18 protein-coding genes are annotated in these 20676 nt (G+C 37.7%); 17 read left to right on the top strand and 1 reads right to left on the bottom strand.

Annotation, left to right across the window (positions count from 1 at the left end):
• The first annotated feature begins 30 nt into the window (after positions 1 to 30).
• Positions 31 to 2028 (top strand): methyl-accepting chemotaxis protein, encoded by a 1998-nt coding sequence (locus BMZ99_RS13140; RefSeq protein WP_090937911.1) that lies wholly within the window; start codon positions 31 to 33, stop codon positions 2026 to 2028.
• Between the two features lie 131 nt (positions 2029 to 2159).
• Here the strand turns inward: BMZ99_RS13140 and BMZ99_RS13135 are convergent, their stop codons facing one another.
• Complete coding sequence (locus BMZ99_RS13135) at positions 2160 to 2924, bottom strand: DeoR/GlpR family DNA-binding transcription regulator (RefSeq protein ID WP_090937908.1); 765 nt, start codon at positions 2922 to 2924, stop codon at positions 2160 to 2162.
• A 481-nt stretch (positions 2925 to 3405) separates the two neighbouring features.
• Here BMZ99_RS13135 and iolG point away from each other — a divergent pair, with 481 nt between their 5' ends.
• The 16 genes from iolG to BMZ99_RS13060 all read left to right on the top strand — a co-directional run bounded on the left by iolG (position 3406) and on the right by BMZ99_RS13060 (position 20667).
• Positions 3406 to 4431: an inositol 2-dehydrogenase gene (iolG, locus tag BMZ99_RS13130; RefSeq protein ID WP_090937905.1), complete on the top strand. Its 1026-nt coding sequence runs from the start codon at positions 3406 to 3408 to the stop codon at positions 4429 to 4431.
• Between the two features lie 112 nt (positions 4432 to 4543).
• Positions 4544 to 6061: a sugar ABC transporter ATP-binding protein gene (locus BMZ99_RS13125; protein WP_090937903.1), complete on the top strand. Its 1518-nt coding sequence runs from the start codon at positions 4544 to 4546 to the stop codon at positions 6059 to 6061.
• Positions 6042 to 7043, top strand: coding sequence for an ABC transporter permease (locus BMZ99_RS13120; RefSeq protein ID WP_090937900.1), 1002 nt, complete (start codon positions 6042 to 6044; stop codon positions 7041 to 7043). Before BMZ99_RS13125 ends, BMZ99_RS13120 begins: the two co-directional genes overlap by 20 nt.
• Positions 7044 to 7152: 109 nt before the next feature.
• Positions 7153 to 8118 (top strand): sugar ABC transporter substrate-binding protein, encoded by a 966-nt coding sequence (locus tag BMZ99_RS13115; protein ID WP_090937897.1) that lies wholly within the window; start codon positions 7153 to 7155, stop codon positions 8116 to 8118.
• Between the two features lie 192 nt (positions 8119 to 8310).
• Entirely contained in the window at positions 8311 to 9090 is a 780-nt protein-coding gene (locus BMZ99_RS13110; protein WP_090937894.1) for a TIM barrel protein, read from the top strand.
• 87 nt (positions 9091 to 9177) lie between these two features.
• Positions 9178 to 10185 (top strand): Gfo/Idh/MocA family oxidoreductase, encoded by a 1008-nt coding sequence (locus tag BMZ99_RS13105; RefSeq protein ID WP_090937891.1) that lies wholly within the window; start codon positions 9178 to 9180, stop codon positions 10183 to 10185.
• 14 nt (positions 10186 to 10199) lie between these two features.
• Positions 10200 to 10322, top strand: a complete 123-nt coding sequence (locus BMZ99_RS27380) for a hypothetical protein (protein WP_281246796.1) — start codon at positions 10200 to 10202, stop codon at positions 10320 to 10322.
• A gap of 44 nt (positions 10323 to 10366) precedes the next feature.
• Entirely contained in the window at positions 10367 to 11116 is a 750-nt protein-coding gene (locus BMZ99_RS13100) for a sugar phosphate isomerase/epimerase family protein (RefSeq protein ID WP_245754960.1), read from the top strand.
• 181 nt (positions 11117 to 11297) lie between these two features.
• Positions 11298 to 12386, top strand: a complete 1089-nt coding sequence (locus tag BMZ99_RS13095) for a DUF362 domain-containing protein (RefSeq protein WP_090937888.1) — start codon at positions 11298 to 11300, stop codon at positions 12384 to 12386.
• Between the two features lie 373 nt (positions 12387 to 12759).
• The gene (locus tag BMZ99_RS13090; protein ID WP_245754959.1) at positions 12760 to 13461 is read left to right on the top strand and encodes a FadR/GntR family transcriptional regulator; all 702 of its coding nucleotides are present in this window, start codon (positions 12760 to 12762) and stop codon (positions 13459 to 13461) included.
• A gap of 266 nt (positions 13462 to 13727) precedes the next feature.
• Positions 13728 to 14543: a transketolase gene (locus tag BMZ99_RS13085; RefSeq protein WP_090937968.1), complete on the top strand. Its 816-nt coding sequence runs from the start codon at positions 13728 to 13730 to the stop codon at positions 14541 to 14543.
• A 2-nt stretch (positions 14544 to 14545) separates the two neighbouring features.
• Positions 14546 to 15493 (top strand): transketolase family protein, encoded by a 948-nt coding sequence (locus BMZ99_RS13080; RefSeq protein WP_090937885.1) that lies wholly within the window; start codon positions 14546 to 14548, stop codon positions 15491 to 15493.
• A gap of 96 nt (positions 15494 to 15589) precedes the next feature.
• Positions 15590 to 16549 (top strand): D-2-hydroxyacid dehydrogenase, encoded by a 960-nt coding sequence (locus tag BMZ99_RS13075; RefSeq protein WP_090937882.1) that lies wholly within the window; start codon positions 15590 to 15592, stop codon positions 16547 to 16549.
• Positions 16550 to 17298: 749 nt separating this feature from the next.
• Positions 17299 to 18672: an MFS transporter gene (locus tag BMZ99_RS13070; RefSeq protein WP_090937879.1), complete on the top strand. Its 1374-nt coding sequence runs from the start codon at positions 17299 to 17301 to the stop codon at positions 18670 to 18672.
• A 196-nt stretch (positions 18673 to 18868) separates the two neighbouring features.
• The gene (locus BMZ99_RS13065) at positions 18869 to 19531 is read left to right on the top strand and encodes a GntR family transcriptional regulator (RefSeq protein ID WP_090937876.1); all 663 of its coding nucleotides are present in this window, start codon (positions 18869 to 18871) and stop codon (positions 19529 to 19531) included.
• Between the two features lie 365 nt (positions 19532 to 19896).
• Complete coding sequence (locus tag BMZ99_RS13060) at positions 19897 to 20667, top strand: HpcH/HpaI aldolase family protein (RefSeq protein ID WP_217645084.1); 771 nt, start codon at positions 19897 to 19899, stop codon at positions 20665 to 20667.
• Positions 20668 to 20676 lie beyond the last annotated feature (9 nt).

Here is a 20676-nt window from a genome sequence, read left to right as displayed (position 1 = left end):
CCAAATATGACTATGAAAGGTGAGGAGTTTATGTGGAAATCATTAAAGTTAAGAACTAAAATGCTGTTCATACTGATCGTTCCAATGCTATTGGTATTAAGTATAATGAGTTACTATTCTTATTATGAAGCACGTCGTATTCTTGATGGGCAAATAGTGGAAACAGCCAGTTATTTGGTAGAAAGCAGCAGCAATAATATATATTCTTCACTAAAAGAAAAAGAGGTATTAGTTTCAGTTACTGCCCAGGTATTAGGCGAGAAGGTACTACCGCAAGCCGAAGAAATTGAATTTTTAAAGCAAGTCAAAGCTGCTGGAACAGGTGTTCAATCCGCTTATACAGGGTATGAAAATATGACTTGTGCAGATTCTCAAGGCATCACAGAAAAAAAGAAACCGAAAGGATATGACCCGCGGACACGGGAGTGGTATAAGGTGGCTTTGCAAGCTAATGGAGGAATCGGTTATACAGAAATATATGAGTCAACAGCTAATGAATTATCAGTTGGAGTAGTTAAAAACATAATACGTGATGGGAATGTTATTGGTGTTACTGGCATTGGCATAGATATTGACCCAATACATAAACTAGCGAAGGATTTTAAAATTGGTAAAACGGGATATGCAGTTATACTAGATGGCAGAGGAAATTTTGTGTATCATCCTACGTTTGGTTTGAAAGATAATATCTTAAAGAGTGAAAATGGGAAGTTCGCCGAATATGGTAAACAGCTAATGAGCGGAACAGCTAGTGTTCAAACGGGTGAACTTGATGGTATTGAGACTTTAATGGCTGCCTCTCCTATTGGAAAAACAGGTTGGACATTTGCTGTTTTTGTGCCTAAGGCAGAGTTGCTTGAGCAAGTGGATATATTAGGAATTCATTCGTTTATATCCAGTATAGTTGCACTTTTTTTATTAGGAATCATTATAATTCTATTTACGCTGCAAATCGTAAGTCGGGTTCAGCAATTAAAAGAGATGGCAGAAAATATTGCAGATGGAAATCTGACAATTACCTCCAATCATGAGTTAGGCAAAGGAGACGAAATTGACAAATTAATACACGGTTTTTCGAAGATGGCAGCAAATTTGCGTGAATTAATTTCACATGTTTATTCGTCGTCTAGTCAAGTTGCTAAATCTGCTCAACAATTTAGCGAAAGTTCGCAGCAATCTGCAGAGGCATCTTGCTCAATTGCTTCTGCTATCGCTAACGTGACTCAGGGAGCGGAAGATCAGGTGAATATATTCAAAGAGGTATCTGAAGTTGTTACCGGTATGTCAGCAAGCATTGAAGATGTATCTGCAACGGCAGATAGAATGACTGGGGTGGCTCAGAAAGCTACCTTAGCTACAGATGCCGGAGAATGTGCCATTAAAAAAGCAATGAGTCAAATGGAAAGCATGGTCGAGTCTGCTAAAAGGGCGAAAGAAACGTCTGGCGAACTGGAAGCAGGTTCTAAGCAAATTGGAGAAATCGTAGGATTGATTTCTATTATTGCCGGACAGACAAATCTTCTAGCTTTAAATGCAGCAATAGAAGCGGCACGTGCAGGAGAACAAGGGCGCGGTTTTGCTGTTGTAGCCGAAGAAGTAAGAAAACTTGCAGAACAATCTGAAAGAGCAGCAAGCCAAATTACTGAATTAATTCAAAAAAATCATCGAAATATAAACAATGTAGTAGAGTCAATTGATTCAGCTATTGCGAATGTGGACCAAGGGGTTACAGTAGTAAGTTCTGCTGGAGAAGAATTTAAGCAGATTTTACATTTTGTCAAAAGTGTAGATCATCAGGTGAAAAAAATTTCTAGATCATTAGCGGAGCTCTCTTTAGGTAGTCAACAAATTGTGATGTCTGTGAAAGCGGCGGAAAAGACTTACGAAGCTGCCACAGGTGAATTACAAAATGTTTCGGCAGCAGTAGAGGAGCAGACAGCTGCAATGGAGGAAGTTGCTTCAACTTGTGGAATGCTAGCTGAATTATCGAAGCAGCTAAAGGATCAGGTTTATAAATTTAAAATATAATTTATAGTTACGGCAGCTCGAATTATTTAAAAATTACGATGTGCAGATCATGAATGCTATGATCTAAAGAAAAGGTACCCTTTCTTGTTGAATGTTATTAAGTCAGCAAGAAAGGGTACCTTTTGTCAGAATCAGGGGGTTAAAAGAGCTATATTATTTGCCGCAAAAAAATCTACAAATTCAGCTGGAGGAAGTGTATTGGTGATAAAATAATTAAAATCTTCGAGATTTCCATAGGTCATTAAAGATGCAATGTTTATTTTGGTATGATCGACTAATAGAGCAGTCTGTGTGCTATTTTCGATTAAATAGCGTTTTATTTCAGTTTCAAGAGGAGATATATTTGTTACACCCTTTGTCAGTGAAACACCTGTTGATGCTAAAAATGCTTTTTTTATATTGTAGTTTCTAAGAGAGGCTGTCACTCCTGTACCTGTAAGGGAATTGGTTCCCCGATAAAGTACGCCGCCAGTAGAAATTACATTTAAGTTTGGATATGGAATAGAAGCAGTAATAGCATGTAAATTGGTGGTAACAATCGTTATATTTTGTTTATTAGCCAGAAAAGGAATCATGTGTATCGTTGTGGTTCCAGAATCAATAAAAATAACGTCATCGTCATCTACTAGATCACTTGCGAGCTTTGCAATCTGGCTTTTTTCAACTTGATATTTTATCTCGCGTGATTCGAATGGTTCGCGGGATTCAACACCATTTTTCTGGTTGATTGTAATACCTCCATATACTTTTTTTATCGCTCCCCTTTTCGCCAACTCGCTAATGTCTCTTCGAATTGTATTTTTTGAGACTTTAAAGACATCACACAGCCGATCTAATGAAACATGCTCCAATTGACGTGTATACTTTTCAATTTCACTAATTCGATTGATTTTCAATTTAATACCTCACATTACCGTATTTGGTTAATATTATATGCAATTACAATTCATTATACAAGTTTTTTTGTTAAATGGATGAGTAGGTTTTGATAATATTTTATTCTGAAAAGGTACCTTATTAGGAGATTATTCCTTAATTGTAAAATAAATCGGAGATTTAAAATTAGTAAAATATTCTTAAATGCATTTATCAAGCGTAATAACATACAGAATATTGCTTACTATCATCAGATAAAAGAATATTTATAATCTTTAAAAATTATTATTGACAATAATTGGAAATAATAGTAAATTTATCAATAAGTAATCAAGTTATAATAATGACATAGGCAAATGTGATCATTTTATTGCAATTAAATGATCAAAATTTGTGATGTGTTAGGAAGTGCTAGATTCATATTCTCTAGCCATAAAAAGTATAAACTTTTGGCTGTTGAGGTTGGAATGTAAATGAATCATAAGGAAAGGTGGCATTATTATGTTAAAAATCGGTATCATTGGAGCAGGCAGAATTGGCAAGGTACATACAGAAAGTATTACTAAATATGTTAAAGGAGCAGAAGTAACATTCATTGCTGATCCATTTTTGGATGAGGCTGCAAAACAATGGTCCACATCATTAGGGATTCAGTATACGAGTAAAGACTATCATGATATTTTGGCAAACTCAGAAATTGATGCTGTGTTGATTTGTTCATCAACGGATACCCATTCACAAATTTCTTTAGAAGCGATTAAGGCTGGTAAGCATGTATTCTGTGAAAAACCTGTTGATCATGATGTAGACAAAATTAAAGAAGTACTTAAGGCAGTGAAAAACGCTGGTATTAAATATCAAGTTGGCTTTAACCGACGATTTGATCATAATTTTAAAGCAGTCAAAGAGGCAGTCGATGCGGGGAAAATTGGCGTGCAGCATATCATTAAAATTACTTCAAGAGATCCAGAGGAACCACCTATTAGCTATGTTAAAATCTCAGGCGGCATGTTTTTGGATATGACAATCCATGATTTTGATATGGTCAGATATCTTTCCGGCAGCGAAGTAGTAGAAGTGTATGCAATGGGGGGAGCTTTAGTAGACCCCGGGATTGGTGTGGCAGGTGATATTGACACAGCCATCATCACCATGAAACTTAATAATGGTGCAATGGCGGTTATTGATAACTCAAGGCGTGCGGTTTATGGCTATGATCAACGTGCTGAAGTATTTGGCTCCGAAGGTGCTGTTGCAGTTGGTAATGACAAATCCTCTACAGCGGTTCTTAGTACAAAAAAAGGTGTTATATCTGAAAAACCGTTATATTTTTTCCTGGAAAGATATATGCAGGCATATACTGCTGAAATTCAGGAATTTGTTGCTGCAATCGTAAATAATACCGATGTTCCAGTAAATATTACAGATGGCTTAGAACCTGTCATTATTGGTCTGGCTGCTAAAAAATCTTTGGATGAAAATCGGCCTGTTACAACAGCAGAAATCAAAAATACCTTTGGTTTATAAAAATCGTATCTCGTTAGTTAAAGAATGAAGCATCTACAGGAACGGCTAATATGGAATAACATAGTTGATTTTTTACTGCTATAAAGCATTCGATGTATCGGGAGGTTTATGTATGTGTGAATACCTTTTAAGTCTCAAAGGGATATGTAAAAGATTTCCTGGTGTAAATGCCTTAACAGATGTCAGTTTGGATGTTAAAAATGGTGAAATTCATGCTCTTTGCGGTGAAAACGGGGCAGGAAAATCCACGTTTATTAAAATACTAACAGGTGTGTATCAAAGCAATGATGGTGAGATGCTTTGTGAGGGCAAGGTAGTTCGATTTAACAATACGAAAGAGTCATTTTCTTTAGGGATTACAGCAATTTATCAGGAATTAAGCATATTGCCCAACCTGACAGTTACAGAAAACATTTTTCTAGGTAGAGAATTACGTATTCCAGGGTTTGGGCTATTGGATTACCGTAGAATGAATCAGTTAGCAAAGACGGCTTTACTGGAGCTGGGAATTGACATTGATGTGACTAAGACAGCTAGTGAATATACAATGGGATATCAACAGATGATTGAAATTGCTCGTGCGTTAATTGCCAATGTGAAGCTTATTATTATGGATGAACCAACATCCAGCCTGTCTGGTCGTGAAGTGGATGTTTTGTTGAAAAATATACATATGCTAAAAGAAAAGGGCATTGCAGTTATTTATATTTCCCATCGATTAGAAGAAGTACTGGCCATAGCTGATCGTATTACAGTGATCCGGGATGGCTGTAAAATTGGAACGATGGAAAGAAGTGAAGCGGATGAAGAAAAAATTATTCGATTAATGGTAGGACGCACTTTGGAGGAAAAATTCCCTAGGCACCAAACCCAAAAAGGAGAGATTGCTTTAAGAGTTAGAAATCTAAATCAAAGAGGCAGACTGAAAGACATTTCCTTTGACTTGCATAAAGGAGAAGTGATTGGCTTTGCGGGATTGGTTGGCGCAGGACGTACTGAATTGGCGAGAGCTATTTTTGGTGCAGACAAGATTGACGGAGGAATAATCGAAATATTTGGAAAAGTGGTTAAAATTAATAGCCCAAAGGATGCCATTCACCATGGTATGGCTTTTCTTACAGAAGACCGTAAGGGGCAAGGGCTGATTCTTATGCATGATATTATCGTTAATTCCACGTTGACGGGACTAAAGAAATTTTGCAAGTTTGGATACTTTATCGATCAAAAAATGGTAGTTGCTGAAGTTGATGAGATGATGCGTGAGCTGCAAATTCACCCTGCTATCCCAAAGATGACGACTCGCTTGTTATCGGGTGGTAATCAGCAGAAAGTAGTCATTGCTAAATGGTTGTGCTCAAAGGCAAAAATATTTATTTTTGATGAACCCACCCGTGGTATTGATGTGGGTGCCAAAGTCGAAGTTTATAATCTCATCAATCGTCTGGTTAACGAAGGAGCGGCAGTGATTGTCATTTCTTCTGAATTACCCGAGGTTATGGGAATTAGCGATCGCATTCTAGTGATGAACAGTGGGAAGATAACAGGTGAATTTTCTTGTTTGGAAGTTACACCAGAGGAAATTTTAAAAGCTGCTACAGGAGGTATTAGTCATGAATGCAAGCACGCCTGAAGTTCAAAGTCATGGGGGTACACAAAAAACACAACTTCGTCAGATGATAAAAAAAATGGGGTCACTCATTGGATTAATCGGTTTATCCCTGGTATTGACGTTTGCTTCTCCATACTTTTTAACAATTGACAACATTATGAATGTTGCCAGGCAATCCGCTATAAACAGTCTTATTGCCATTGGAATGTTACTAGCGATTTTAACAGCTGGAATTGATTTATCTGTTGGTTCGATTCTAGCATTGAGTACTGTTATGATGGGGATTGTTGTAGTAAAGATGGGAATGTCTCCTGTCGTAGGCGTGCTGGTATGTCTAGGGATTGGTATACTTCTTGGATGGCTGAATGGAATGATGCTAACTAAAATGTCGCTGCCTCATCCTTTTATTTCTACATTAGGTACGATGAATGTCGCTAGAGGATTAGCTTTGATTGTAACAGCAGCTTCGCCTATTTCCAACTTTCCTGCATCAATACAGTTTTTAGGAGCGGCTTTTATCGGTCCAATTCCTGTTAGCTTTATCTTGGTATTAGTTGTGTATGCTGTATTTCATGTTTTCCTCAATTATACGACTGTTGGACGTTATATTTATGCTGTAGGGGGCAATCCAGAAGCAACACGTTTGTCAGGGATCAATATTGATAAAGTATTAATCATTGTATATACCATTAGTGGCCTCATGGCAGCTCTAGGTGGACTGGTTCTTGTAGGACGAGTCAATTCGGCTTATCCTTTAGCGGGATTAGGGTATGAATTTGATGCGATTGCAGCCTGCATTATTGGCGGTGCCAGTTTTATGGGAGGGGAAGGCACAGTTTGGGGAACGTTGATTGGTTCTATGATCATGGCAGTTTTACGAAACGGATTAAATCTTTTAAGTGTTTCTGCCGAGATGCAAACCGTAGCCATTGGAATTGTTATTATTCTTGCAGTATATATAGATGTTTTGCGGCATAAGGCGGCTGCAAGGGTGAAAACTTGAAAATAAGGTATATGACTAAGTTCCAAGATATTATGTGAGGAGGTGTAAGGGGAAAAAGGTACTGATTACTAACATTCTGGGACTAAAAAATGAGAAAAGAGGAATTAGAATGAAAAAAAACATGTCTCTGTTGGCTGCATTGTTTTTGATGGTCACTCTCATAGTTGCTGGTTGTGGTAGTACCCAGACTCAAACGCAAAAAGCATCCGAAAAAATGAAAGTTGGGGTAGTAGTAAAAGCATTAAATAGTGATTATTGGAAGATCGTAGAATCTGGAGCGAAAGCAGCAGGCGAAAAATATGGTGTTGAAGTAAAAGTTCTTGGCCCTAATACGGAGACCGATGTGACGGGGCAGATTTCTTTAATTGAAGATCAAGTTACAAGAAAAGTAAATGCATTAGTTGTAGCCCCTTCACAAGCTGCGAGTGCAATCCCTGTTTTTAATCGCGCTAAAGAAGCTAAAATTCCTGTAATTCTTGCTGATACGGACGCCGCATGGGATGGGAAGGCTTCCTTTGTCGGTACTGGAAATTTTAACGGTGGTAAACTGGCAGGAGAATACTTTGGGAAAAAACTTCCTAAGGGTTCGAAAATTGTTATTTTACGTGGTGCATTAGGCGATCCTACTCATGATGAACGAGCTAACGGTTGTATTGAAGGATTAAAAGCTGCTGGCTTGGAAGTGGCTGTAACCCAGCCTGCCAATAGCGAACGTTCCATGGCTGTAACTGTAATCGAAAATATTCTGCAAAGTAAACAAGAATTTGCAGCAGTGTTTGCCACGAATGATGAGATGGCGCTAGGAGCAGCCAAAGCCTTAGAAGATGCTGGCAAGAAAATGATTGTTGTTGGTTTTGATGGTTCTCCTGATGCATTGGCTTCTATTAGTGCTGGAAAACTGGATGCATCTGTAGCGCAAAGCCCCTATAATATAGGATTTAAAAGTGTAGAAGCTGCTGTCAAAATTGCTAAGGGTGAAGCGATTGAAAATCGTATAGATACTGGTACGGAAATTGTTAATGCTGAAAATGTGAAACAAAAAAGTGATGATTTAAAAAAGATCTTAGGTAAATAGGTTTCAAATATCATTTAATAATCTTTACAAGCGCATGCATATATGGGATCATTTATACTTTCTTTACTGGTACTTTGCGAATTCAGTGCGTGCGCTTAAAAGAGGAAGAAAGTAAATTTTTGTAACAGTAATACCGTTGTTCTTTACAGAAGTGGCACTTGATTGTGATAAATAGGATCGGATGTGGCTAATATGAAAAAATCAGCATGTATTGAAATGATGTTTACGGAAGTTCCCTTTGAAGAACGTTTTACTTTAGCAAAAGAAGCAGGATTTCAGCATATCGAATTTTGGTCATGGAAAGATAAGGATATAACAAAGATAAAATCCTTATGTGAGAGTTGTAAGCTGAACGTTGCCAGTTTCTCAGGGGATCAAGATTTTTCAATGATCTATCAAGAGGAGAATGATGCTTATATTGCTTTTGTCATAGAATCAATAAAAACTGCCATATTTCTTGACTGTAAGTACCTTGTACTGCATTCTAACGCTTTGGGAGAGGGCGGAAGAGTAGTGAATGCTTTCGATGAAATAAATGCAGATAAAAAATTTGCTAATATGGTTTATGTATTAAAAAAAATAGTGCCGATTGCAGAAAAATATGAGATTACGCTAGTCGTAGAAGCGCTGAATACACAAGTTGATCATTTGAATAACTTTTTAGCCTATACTAAGGATGCTGTGGCATTAATTGATATAGTTAATTCAAAATACGTTAAGATTTTGTATGATGTTTACCATATGCAAGTCAATGAAGGTAATATTATAGATTCCATAACTCGATATATAAAATCAATTGGTTATATACATATAGCTGATGTGCCAGGCAGACATGAGCCTGGCACTGGAGAAATAAATTATAAGAATGTGATGGAGTGCTTGCGGCGGCTTGCTTATGATGGAATGATAGGCTTTGAACTTATTCCATCAAAAGAATCCAAGAATGTGGCCAGATACTTATTAGAGCTATAGGCTTTGTAGTTGTAATATATTGGTACTGCATGAGGGCGATAGACATTAAGATCTCTATAACTTATGCAAGCTTAGGAGGTACATTTTATGAATTTGCGTATTGGCGTGATTGGAACCGGAGCAATTGGCGAAGATCATATTCGCAGAATCACTAATGTTATTACAGGTGCTAGGGTTGTAGCATTATCTGATCTAAATGTGAATCGGGCAAAAAACCTTGCTAAGAAGTATGACGTCAAATTTTATGTAACAGGTGAAGAAGTCATTGAGGCCGCAGAGGTCGATGCGGTTGTTATTGCATCCTGGGATCCAACCCATGCACAGTATGTTGCTGCTTCGATTAAAGCAGGAAAATTTGTCCTATGCGAAAAGCCTTTGGCTACCTCAAAAGAGGATTGTAAAAGAATTGTAGAAGCTGAATTAGCAGGAGGAAAGCAGCTGGTACAGGTTGGCTTTATGAGACGTTTTGATAGCGGTTACAGACAACTTAAAGCTTGCATTGAAAGTGGAGAAATCGGCAATCCGTTGATGCTTCATTGTGTACATCGAAACCCCACTCCAGGACCTAAGCATACGACTGAAATGAGTATCAAGAATTCTGTTATTCATGAGATTGATGTATTGCGCTGGTTACTGGGGGAGGACTTTAAAACTGCTCAGGTCTTGCTGCCGAAAAGTTCCAGTCTTGCAGAAAATGGTCTGCGTGATCCACAGATCGTGCTATTGGAAACCCAAAGTGGAGTCAGAATTGATATAGAGTCCTTTGTGAGCTGTCAGTATGGATATGATGTTCAGTGTGAAGTTGTAGGTGAAACTGGTACCATTCGTCTTCCGGATCCGGCTGCTGTTGTGATGCGTTCCCATGGAAAATTATCCTATGAAATTTTTTCAGACTGGTCAGATCGATTTGTTGAAGCATATAATATTGAGTTTCAACAGTGGGTAGATGGAGTAAAGCTAGGTGTTGTAGCAGGACCAACTGCATGGGATGGATATGCTGCATGCATTACAGCAGATGCTTGTACTGAAGCTAGAGAGAAAGGGACGATTGTTCCCATTACAATGCCTCAATGTTCTGCATTTTATGGTAGATAAAGGAGAAGCTGCCGATGAAGCTATCTTATATACCTGATTCACTAGGATATATGTACTTTGAGGAAATGTTAGACATGGTTCAGAGTCTTGGCGTTCAGGCATTAGAAATTCCAACTGGTCAAAGGCAGCACATCTAAATCTTGATGAGCTTGTTAACAGTAAAATTGCCAGAGATAAATATATGGATGCCTTAAAAAAGCGAGATATTGAATTAATAGCGCTGAACTGTTCAGGCAATCCTCTGGCATATGAAAAAGACCTAGCTGTAACCCTAAAGACATTTCAGCTTGCCCAAATGTTAGGGATTAAAAAGATTATTATGATGAGCGGCCTGCCAGTGGGGTGCAAGGGCGATAGCACGCCTGTATGGGTGACAACAAGCTGGCCGCCCGAAACAAAAGATGTGCTTGACTATCAGTGGGAAGATGTAGCGATTCCTGCATGGCACAAGTTAGTAAAGGATGCAGAAAATTGTGGTATAGAATGCATAGCCTTGGAAAACCATGGCTATCAGTTGGTATATAATCCCGAAACCCTTCTTAGACTTAGGGGTGAAGTTGGCGACATGGTTGGCATGAACTTGGATCCGGGGCATATGTTTTGGATGGGAGGAGATCCCATTGAGGCTGTACGTTTATTAGATAAGGCACTTTATCATATTCATGGGAAAGATTCCAGATTGGAACGCAGAATGGTAGGTGCGAATGGGGTGCTAGATACTAAAACAATTGACCGTTTTGGGGAGCGTTCATGGAATTATGTCGCTATAGGATATGGACATGATTTGCTGTGGTGGAAAGAGTTTTTTTCTGTTTGCCGGATGGTAGGATATGAGGATTATGTGTCTCTAGAAATGGAAGATATGACCATGACTCCACTAGAAGGAGTAAAAACTTCAATTATTGCCCTGAGACAAGCGATTAGCAAATAAAGCATGAACACAATAATTCATTCATAATTCATTTTTCGCATGCAGAATACATAAAAGCAGTATGTAACACCGTTAAATGTTATATACTGCTTTACGTATTATTGATAATACTTATTAATTTAATAATGGAATTTTGGTCAGAAATATGATACATTGTTAGAAAATCGAAAGGAGGAGAACAATGGAAAAAAATGAAATTCACGTTATGTATGGTACTGATTCACGAAAAATGACTTATGAATTGCTAGAGAATATTCAACTTATCAAAGATTTAAATGTGAATATGCATATTGGCATAAAGCCAAATTTGGTTGTCGCTAAACCTGCCAATGAAGGAGCAACGACCTCACCTTCTATAGTGGAAGGCGTAATTCAGTATCTGCAAACTCATGGTTGTAAAAACATTAGTATCATGGAAGGATCCTGGGTAGGGGACAATACGAAACGGGCTTTTAAGATCTGTGGTTATGAAGAACTTGCAAGAAAATATAATGTACCTCTTTATGACTTAAAAGACGATTCTTCGGTCATGCATAAAGTCGGAGATATGGAATTAAATGTTTGTCAAAAACCGCTGCAAGTTGATTTTCTAATCAATATTCCAGTGTTAAAAGCTCACTGCCAGACACTAATGACTTGTGCATTAAAAAATTTAAAGGGATGTATTCCGGATAAGGAAAAGAGACGGTTTCATGCGTTGGGTCTTACGAAACCAATAGGATATTTAGCAAAAGCCATTCCTATTGGATTAATTATTGTTGATGGCATGGCCGGCGATCTTACCTTTGAAGAAGGGGGGAATCCTGTGCAAATGGATCGTATCATACTTGGAAAAGATCCTGTATTGATGGATACCTATGCAGCATCCTTACTTGGCTACACTAAAGAGGACATTGAGTATATTGGTATTGCTGAGAGCATGGGGGTAGGTTCTAGTAATCTTGCTGCAACTAAAATACAAGAGTATAATGTAGGACTCAAGAAAAGCAGTACCTTTAAGCCTTCGAATAAGGTACGGTATTTGACAAAGAAAGTCACAGCCGAAAGTGCCTGCTCAGCTTGTTATGGCAGTTTGGTTCATGCACTTCAGCGCCTGGATGATAGAGACATGTTGAAAAAGATAAAGCAGCCGATCTATATTGGGCAGGACTTTCAAGGCAAGGAATTAGAGGGAATTGGCATTGGCCGCTGCACGAATAAATGCACACGATATGTAGTAGGCTGTCCTCCTACCGCAGCTGATATTCTAAAAGTACTTGAGTCGGTCTAATGCTGTAGAATACTGATTGAATGGGTCATTATACGATTATTTGAATCTAGACAGTTGTTGAGACATTATTCAGTCGATTCTTCCAATCTTTAAAGCAAGATCTCCGTGACGTTTCAATTCGGCCCAAAGCCATAAGCCAATTTTTTTTATGAATTGCATATTGATACCCTTCTCTTAAATTATTTATTATAATTTCAGTATATAGCAAATGGGATTAATTGTAAAAATAAAAGAGAATTCATAAAAAATTGAGAATTACATAAATTATTAGTAGCGTTATGCAGGATTATTAATTTTTAATGCGAATTATCAAAAATATATGTTAGTGGTAGGATGACCGTATTATCTTATAAATAAAAAATAAGGAGGGGCTGTGCTGAAATTTCAATCTGTAAAACAAACGAAAACCTATGCTGAAATTGTGGGGCAAATTAGCAAACTTATTGAACAAGGTGAACTCAAGCCAGGTGAGCGCCTTCCTTCCGAAAGAACATTATCTTCAGCCTTAAATATTGGACGTCAATCGTTGCGAGAGGCACTCAGTGTCTTAGAAGCAATTGGTCTACTTGAAGTCAGACACGGTATAGGCACTTTTGTAAGGCATGATGCAGTATCAAATTTGACGACAATTTCTAAAGAGGATGAAAGTTTGATGAATCCTTTTGAGTTATTGGAAGCAAGACGAGTAATCGAAGTAGAGTTAGTTAGTCTTGCTGCTAAGAGGGCTACTGAAGAAGAAATTGGGGAAATGGAAACAGCCTTAGAAGCATTAAAAAATAATCTAGACGAAGGTCAGCATGCTTTTGAGCTGGATCGAAAAGTCCATTTAGCGTTTGCAAGAGGTGCAAAAAATGAAATATTATATCGAACAATGCTTGAAATAACAGATCAAATGAGTAAACACTTGTGGACAATTATGAAAGAAAAAAGTTTAGAAGTTTTAGGGCGCGGTGAGAAATATCATAAGGAGCACGAAACCATTTTTAATGCTATAAAAAGTAGAGATTCAAAAATGGCTACTCATGCAATGCTGGAACATCTCAAAAATATAGAACGTGCTTTTTTGCAACGATAGAGTAGATGGAACAGTCGATTTGATGACTGTTCGCTATTTTTAAAAAAGCTTTAAAATATTTTTTTTATAACTAGTGGTACGATCACCTAGACAGTCGATTATCGATAGAGTATTTAAGTGATGCAATGCTAGTTTTATATTTTTCGGGTGTATTTCTTTCTAGGGCTATTTTATCGATGATTCCTAGAAAGTTATAAAATATCTTATTCATTAGGTAGATTGTAAAATGTAAATGGAGAGGGGCTGAAGTTTTGTATACACAAAGTTTGGAAGAACTCAAGAAAAGCTGTAAAGATGTTCGGGGAGATATTGTAAGAATGACTGCTGCTGCTGGATCCGGTCATCCGGGAGGCAGCCTTTCTGCTGTGGAGTTAATGACAGCTTTATATTTTAACGTAATGAATCATAGGCCACAAGAAGTAGCATGGCCTGAGCGGGATCGTTTTATCTTGTCGAAAGGTCATGTTTGTCCAGTACTTTATTCTGTGATGGCCAGAAGCGGTTACTTTTCTGTTGAGGAATTACTGACTTTACGTACATTGGGTTCGAAATTGCAAGGACATCCTAGCAGCAAATTGCTTCCAGGAGTAGAAGTTTCCAGTGGTTCTTTAGGGCAAGGGTTATCGATTGCCAATGGCTTAGCCCTATCGGCTAGATTAAATAAAAAGGGCTTTCGGATTTATTGTCTTTTAGGAGATGGAGAATTGCAGGAGGGGCAGGTATGGGAAGCTGTAATGACTGCCGCACACTATAAATTGGATCAAGTTTGTGCTCTAGTTGACTATAATAATTTACAAATTGATGGTACTGTAGAAGCTGTTATGGGTGTTGCTCCCTTAGTAGAAAAATGGCAATCTTTCAATTGGCATACCATCCAAATTGATGGACATGATCTTTCACAAGTTCTTGCTGCTTATGAAGAGGCAAAGCAAACAAAAGGAAAACCAAGCGTGATCATTGCAACTACTGTTAAAGGAAAAGGCTGCTCTTTCATGGAGAATGTTGCAGGCTGGCATGGCAAAAGTTGCAATGAAAAAGAGCTGCAAATCGCATTAGATGATATCTATGGGAAGGGGAACTAATAATGAGCATAAAAATGTTACCAAATCGAGATGGTTATGGTCATGGGCTAATTGAACTTGGGGCAACGAATTCAGAAGTTGTAGTATTAGATGCGGATCTTGCAAAATCAACACGATCTGATTGGTTTGCCGATAAGTTTCCAGAGCGGTTTTTTGATCTTGGTATTGCGGAGCAGGATATGCTTGGTACAGCGGCAGGGCTGTCTTTAGGAGGAAAAATCCCTTTTGCAACTACTTACGGTGTTTTTGTTACAGGCAGAGCATGGGATCAAATTAGAACTACGATTTGTTATTCAGAGCTGAATGTTAAAATTGCCGGAGCTCACGGCGGGATTTCTGTTGGTCCTGATGGCGCTACCCATCAAGCGTTAGAAGATATTGCTTTAATGAGAGTATTGCCTCACATGCAAGTAATGGTTCCTTGTGATGCAGTTGAAGCTAAGAAGGCTACCATTGCAGCAGCTAGTGTAAAAGGACCTTGCTACTTGCGGTTTGCTAGAGAAGCAACGCCTGTATTTACTGAAGAAAGGGATTTTTTTGAAATTGGTAAAGCTAATGTGCTAAAGGAGGGGATGGACGTAACAATTATTGCTTGTGGTCCTATTGTTTATGAGGCTCTATTGGCTAATGAACAATTAGCAGCAATGGGAATCTCGGCTAGAGTTATTAACATGCATACGATAAAGCCTTTGGATGAAGCTGTTGTATTGCAAGCTGCAGAGGAAACCAAGGCAATTGTTACTGCTGAAGAACATCAGGTTGCCGGAGGGCTTGGCAGCGCTGTTTCTGAAGTATTGGTAAAAAATAAACCAGTACCTGTTGAAATGATAGGTATTCAAGATACCTTTGGGGAGAGTGGTACGCCAGAAGAACTGGCTGTTAAGTACCATCTTGTAGCTAATGATATTGTTTTGGCAGCGCAAAAAGTATTGGCAAGAAAATCGAAATAAATAGATTAAGGTATAAAAACTAAAGTTATATAAATATATAACGTGCTTTAAATCTAGCCTGGGCTAAACTATAAAAAACTGGAGGAAGAAACGATTATGAAAATTGTTGTATTAGATGGCTACACATTAAATCCTGGAGACTTAAGCTGGGATGGTCTGAAAGCATTAGGAGATGTTGTGGTCTATGACCGGACATCAGCAGAAAAAACGATAGAAAGAATTGGAGACGCCGAGATCGTTTTCACCAACAAAACCGTTATCGATCAAGAAGTCTTTGCTTCTTGCCCGAACATCAAATTTATCGGCGTATTAGCAACAGGTTACAACGTGGTAGATGTGGAAACTGCAAAAGCAAAAGGAATTCCGGTAGCCAACATTCCAACCTATGGCACTACTGCGGTATCACAAATTACGATTGCGCTTCTGCTGGAAGTATGCCATCATATTGGAGAACATAGCCGGAGTGTACTAAAAGGGGACTGGACCAATTGTCCAGACTGGTGCTATTGGAACTATCCTCTTATCGAACTTGCAGGTAAAACCTTAGGTATTATTGGGTTTGGCAGAATTGGTCAGGCAACGGCAAAGATCGCTCAGGCTTTGGGAATGAAAGTATTAGCCTTTGACTCCTATGAAATTGAAGAGCTTAAAAGCGATACCCTGCAGTATGCCAGTCTTGATGAGCTGTTAGCAAACTCCGACGTAATTTCTCTGCATTGCCCGCTGTTTGACAGTACCAAAGGCATTGTGAACAAAAATAATATTGCCAAAATGAAAGATGGAGTTATCATTATCAATACTTCTCGGGGACCTTTGATTGTGGAAGAAGATTTAGCAGAAGCATTAAATAGTGGAAAAGTATATGGAGCGGCATTAGATGTTGTTTCCTCAGAACCCATTAAAGCGGATAACCCATTGCTTACAGCAAAAAACTGCATTATTACGCCTCATATTGCTTGGGCACCAAAAGAATCCAGATCTAGACTAATGGATATTGCTGTAGATAATCTAGCAAAATTCTTGGCAAATACACCGGCCAATATTGTGAACAAGTAGAAGTTATTATTAGTTTTTCTCGGTCTTAATGCTGCCTATTCAGCAGATTTTTAGATCAAATAAATAAAACTCTCTTCAAGCGGTTAGAAGACCAATCTTCGAAATTGAAAATCGATTGAGATAAAACTTGTTATCAGTTCAGCAAGAGTCTGAACAATTTTAAGATATTGCTTAATACGCAAAAAATACACGATGTTGTGTAAATCCGAAAGAAAATATATACATTAAAAAGAAAGTATGGGGAGCTTCATTTCCATACTTTCTTTTTAATATATGATAAAAATCGGTAAATAACATGCTTGTATTGATTGTTGTCGAGACCTTAATTTAGTATGGTAGATTGAAAAAGAGTTCAGAATACAATCGAGATAGTTAAATACTATAACGATAGATTAGCAGGAATAATTTATGATGATGAAACAGTGTTCCCTTTTCTTGTTTAGCTAGATAATATAACCGAGAACAAAATATTCAGAATAATATTGACATGTTTAAATATTATGATAAAATTAAAAACAAGCTATTGATATTTGATATATCAGATATCAAATATAGAGTCTCTACTTCAAAAAACGCACTTATTTCAGCTTTTTTGTTGCGAATCGAGGGGGTTGTTATCTAAAAGGGCACTGTGCGTAATTGTGTAATTAGGAGGTGAGTTTCATAGGTTACATATGATCATATTGCATTACATAGTGGAGCAGCATAATGATCTAATCAAGGTAAGTATGAAAAAAGGAGGATCAAGTATGTCACAATCCTTAGAAGCGACTGAAAAGGTTACAACATCCTTAGAAAAAAGAACAAATTATCGCTGGGTGGTAATGGCATTAATTTTTATTATATGGGCTATTGCCTGTGCTGATCGTGCGAACTTAGGGATCGCTTTGCCATTTATGAAGAAAGAATATAATATTTCTAATACGGAAGCCGGAGCTATTATTAGTTTATTTTCCTTTGCGTATGGTATCGTGCAAATTCCCATGGGACTTATTTATAAAAGGTTAAGTAATAAGATCACGGGAAGACTTTTTCCCATGTTCATGATATTCACTTCCCTGTTTACTGGTTTGATGGGAACTACTTCTTCTGTGTTTCTGCTGAAGCTTTTCCGTGTAGGGTTAGGGGTTTCGGAAGAGCCTTTGGGGATCGGTTGTACCAATATTATTAATCGATGGTTTCCAGCAAAAGAAAAAGGGACTGCTACAGGGCTTTGGATCGCAGCATCCAAGCTAGGGCCGCTAGTTGTGCCTCCATTATGTGTAGTTATCATTGAATTGTGGGGTTGGAGGGAAATCTTTTTCGTATTTGCAATTCCGGGAATCTTATTTTCCGTTCTCTGGATGATCTTAGTGACAAACTCACCAGAAGATAATAAATTCTGCTCTGGTGCTGAATGCAATTATATTCGTAGTGAAGAAAGTTCCATGTTTAAGCAAGAAAAGCTTAAGACGCCTAGTAGAACTTATAATTTAGGATGGCTGGATACATTAAATCGGACCAAAAAAGTTGTAGAGCTAGAAACAATTCGCCAAGTCTTCTTTTCCTGGAATGTTTTGGGCGTTGCTATTGGCTATGGTTGTATGATTGGGATCAGCAATATATTCATGTCATGGATTCCCACATACTTGATGACATCAAAGGGTTTTGCATCTATTAAAATGGGTTTTTTAGCATCAGCTCCTTTTATGGGATCTGTATTAGGAAATTTATTAGGCGGTTTTATTTCAGATCGTCTACTTGATAAGCGACGAAAACCAATGATGATGCTTGGTGCCTTTGGGACAATTATGATGATGATTGCTTTAATTTATGCACCAAATAATGCTTTCTATTTAGGTGTTACCTTACTTATGGCTGGTTTGATGGTCGGCATCGGCTTTGCAGGGTATTCCGTTTATCCTATGGGGCTGGCAAGTAAGGCAACCTATCCAGTTGCGTTTGGTATTGTAAATAGCGTAGGACAGATTGGCGGTGCATGTGCTCCTTTATTTGTTGGGATGCTGTTAGATGCTTATAGCTGGAATAGTGTTTTTCTTTATATGGCGGGTAGTGGAATTTTATGTTTAACTGCTCTTGCCACCATAGATGAGCCTAGGGTAGAGCCAGAGAAGGCTGCATAAAAATCATAGTAATAACAAATGAGGTGATATCTATGAGATTCATAGTGTATCACCTCATTTTCAATTGAAAACCTAAAGATATATGACTAAAAATTTATATTAGATATAGTATATATAGCTCTTATTGGATCTGTTGGAAATTTATGATAGAATGATATATAAAATATCAATAGCTTGTAGGAAGGATGACTCAGATATGGAATTTGCGATGGATATTACTTCTAAGACTCGGTCTGTCAGGGATGTTGTATATGAAAAACTAAAAGAGGCGATTATAGTAGGGGACTACAAGCCAGGATTTCATTTAAATGAAAGGCAGCTTGCAGAACAATTTATGATCAGTACGACTCCCTTAAAAGAAGCTATGAGACGCTTAGAACAAGAGGGGCTTATAATAACTCGACCTAGAGTCGGTTCTTTTGTGTCAAACGATGTTATGGTTTCTATTGAAGAAATTAATTTAATACGTTCAGCAGTTGAGGGAATTGCCGCTCGATTGGCGGCCACCAAAATAAGTGATGATGAGATAAGCCAGTTAGAAGACGTTTTAAAGGAAATGGAACGTTATACCAAAGAGCGAAATCCGGAAAAAACTTTGGAAATGAATGCTTATTTTCATAAAATGATTGCGATTCTTGCAAAAAATAACTATGTATATAAGCAGATAGAAGCAATTCGTTCCTTTGATTTAGGTCCTAGAAATAAGATATTATCAAATCCGGAAGAATTAGATAGAGCACTTAGAGAGCATCAGCTCATTTTTAAAATGATTTCCATGAGAGATCCTGATGGTGCGGAAAATGCGGTACGATCACATATTCATCGTAGTACCACTTTTATATTAAATATAAAAAAATAGCTATTGAATGTTTGGATCTTACAGGATGCAACATTGCATTTTCGTAGGAAAAAGTTTCATAGTAGTATCCTCATAAACCTTGCATGTTAAGCCAATTATGCTTACATTGCAAGGTTTATAATTGTTTAAGAGCAATACTATAACTTCTATTTAAATCATCTGATACTGCAAATATTGCGAATAATATTGACATGTGAAAATATTGTGATAAAATAAAAAATGAGCATACTGATATATCAGATATCAGTATAGGGTGTCTAATTAAAAAACTCCGATAAGGTGTTTAAAAAAGATGTCATTATTAAAGAAGTATCTAAAAAGATAAATATTTTCTAGTTTAGAAATACAAAGTTAAAGGAGCAATTATGATGAAGAATAACTTAAAAGCACGTTTGAAAAGTGGCGAAAGTGTTATCGGGACTATGATTACAGTTTTTGACAGTCCAGAAATTGCGAAGATTTTAAAGGTATGCGGGTTTGATTATTTTATTATTGACTGTGAGCATGGACCTTATGATTATAGTGCAGTAGCGAATATATTAGCAATTGCTAGAGAAGCTGGGATTCCTGGAATCGTCCGAATCCCAGAGATTAAACGCGAAGTAGTACTAAAATATATGGAAATGGGGGCAGCCGGCCTTTTACTGCCGAATACAGAAACGGTTGAACAGGCTCAATTATTGGTACAACATGCGAAATACGCTCCCTTGGGGAATCGAGGGGTATCACTGTTAAGGGCACATACCGGATTTGAAAAGATAGGGAATGCAGTTGAATACATGAAGAGTGTGAATGAAGAAACAGTACTTATGGTACAAATTGAATCCCTAAAGGGAGTAGAAAATGTCGGGAGGATCTTGGATATCGATGGAATTGATGCAGCATTTATGGGACCGAATGATTTATCTCAAAGCATGGGAATACTTGGTCAGTTTGACAATCCAGATTTCATTGCTGCCATAGATCGGGTAATTTTATCTGCAAAAGAAAGAGGTAAATACTCTGGAACTCACTTAACGTCCTCTGATGCCCTGCAGCCTTGGATCGCAAAAGGGATGACAATAAATTTATGGGCAAATGATGTGGTTCTTATGATGGCTGGGGCAAAAAGTGGCCTAGAAGTGCTGAAAAAATAGAGGATGAAT

Source organism: Pelosinus propionicus DSM 13327 (assembly GCF_900114615.1).
GTDB lineage: Bacteria > Bacillota > Negativicutes > DSM-13327 > DSM-13327 > Pelosinus > Pelosinus propionicus.
This window is presented reverse-complemented; position numbering and strand designations above follow the sequence as displayed.

Excerpts from the sequence above, each read along its gene's own strand:
- iolG (WP_090937905.1), top strand. The coding sequence starts at position 3,406 with ATGTTAAAAATCGGTATCATTGGAGCAGGCAGAATTGGCAAGGTACAT.
- BMZ99_RS13120 (WP_090937900.1), top strand. The coding sequence starts at position 6,042 with ATGAATGCAAGCACGCCTGAAGTTCAAAGTCATGGGGGTACACAAAAA.
- BMZ99_RS13100 (WP_245754960.1), top strand. The coding sequence starts at position 10,367 with ATGGATGCCTTAAAAAAGCGAGATATTGAATTAATAGCGCTGAACTGT.
- BMZ99_RS27380 (WP_281246796.1), top strand. The coding sequence starts at position 10,200 with ATGAAGCTATCTTATATACCTGATTCACTAGGATATATGTACTTTGAG.
- BMZ99_RS13115 (WP_090937897.1), top strand. The coding sequence starts at position 7,153 with ATGAAAAAAAACATGTCTCTGTTGGCTGCATTGTTTTTGATGGTCACT.
- BMZ99_RS13095 (WP_090937888.1), top strand. The coding sequence starts at position 11,298 with ATGGAAAAAAATGAAATTCACGTTATGTATGGTACTGATTCACGAAAA.
- BMZ99_RS13065 (WP_090937876.1), top strand. The coding sequence starts at position 18,869 with ATGGAATTTGCGATGGATATTACTTCTAAGACTCGGTCTGTCAGGGAT.
- BMZ99_RS13125 (WP_090937903.1), top strand. The coding sequence starts at position 4,544 with ATGTGTGAATACCTTTTAAGTCTCAAAGGGATATGTAAAAGATTTCCT.
- BMZ99_RS13060 (WP_217645084.1), top strand. The coding sequence starts at position 19,897 with ATGATGAAGAATAACTTAAAAGCACGTTTGAAAAGTGGCGAAAGTGTT.
- BMZ99_RS13140 (WP_090937911.1), top strand. The coding sequence starts at position 31 with ATGTGGAAATCATTAAAGTTAAGAACTAAAATGCTGTTCATACTGATC.
- BMZ99_RS13105 (WP_090937891.1), top strand. The coding sequence starts at position 9,178 with ATGAATTTGCGTATTGGCGTGATTGGAACCGGAGCAATTGGCGAAGAT.
- BMZ99_RS13080 (WP_090937885.1), top strand. The coding sequence starts at position 14,546 with ATGAGCATAAAAATGTTACCAAATCGAGATGGTTATGGTCATGGGCTA.
- BMZ99_RS13075 (WP_090937882.1), top strand. The coding sequence starts at position 15,590 with ATGAAAATTGTTGTATTAGATGGCTACACATTAAATCCTGGAGACTTA.
- BMZ99_RS13110 (WP_090937894.1), top strand. The coding sequence starts at position 8,311 with ATGAAAAAATCAGCATGTATTGAAATGATGTTTACGGAAGTTCCCTTT.
- BMZ99_RS13070 (WP_090937879.1), top strand. The coding sequence starts at position 17,299 with ATGTCACAATCCTTAGAAGCGACTGAAAAGGTTACAACATCCTTAGAA.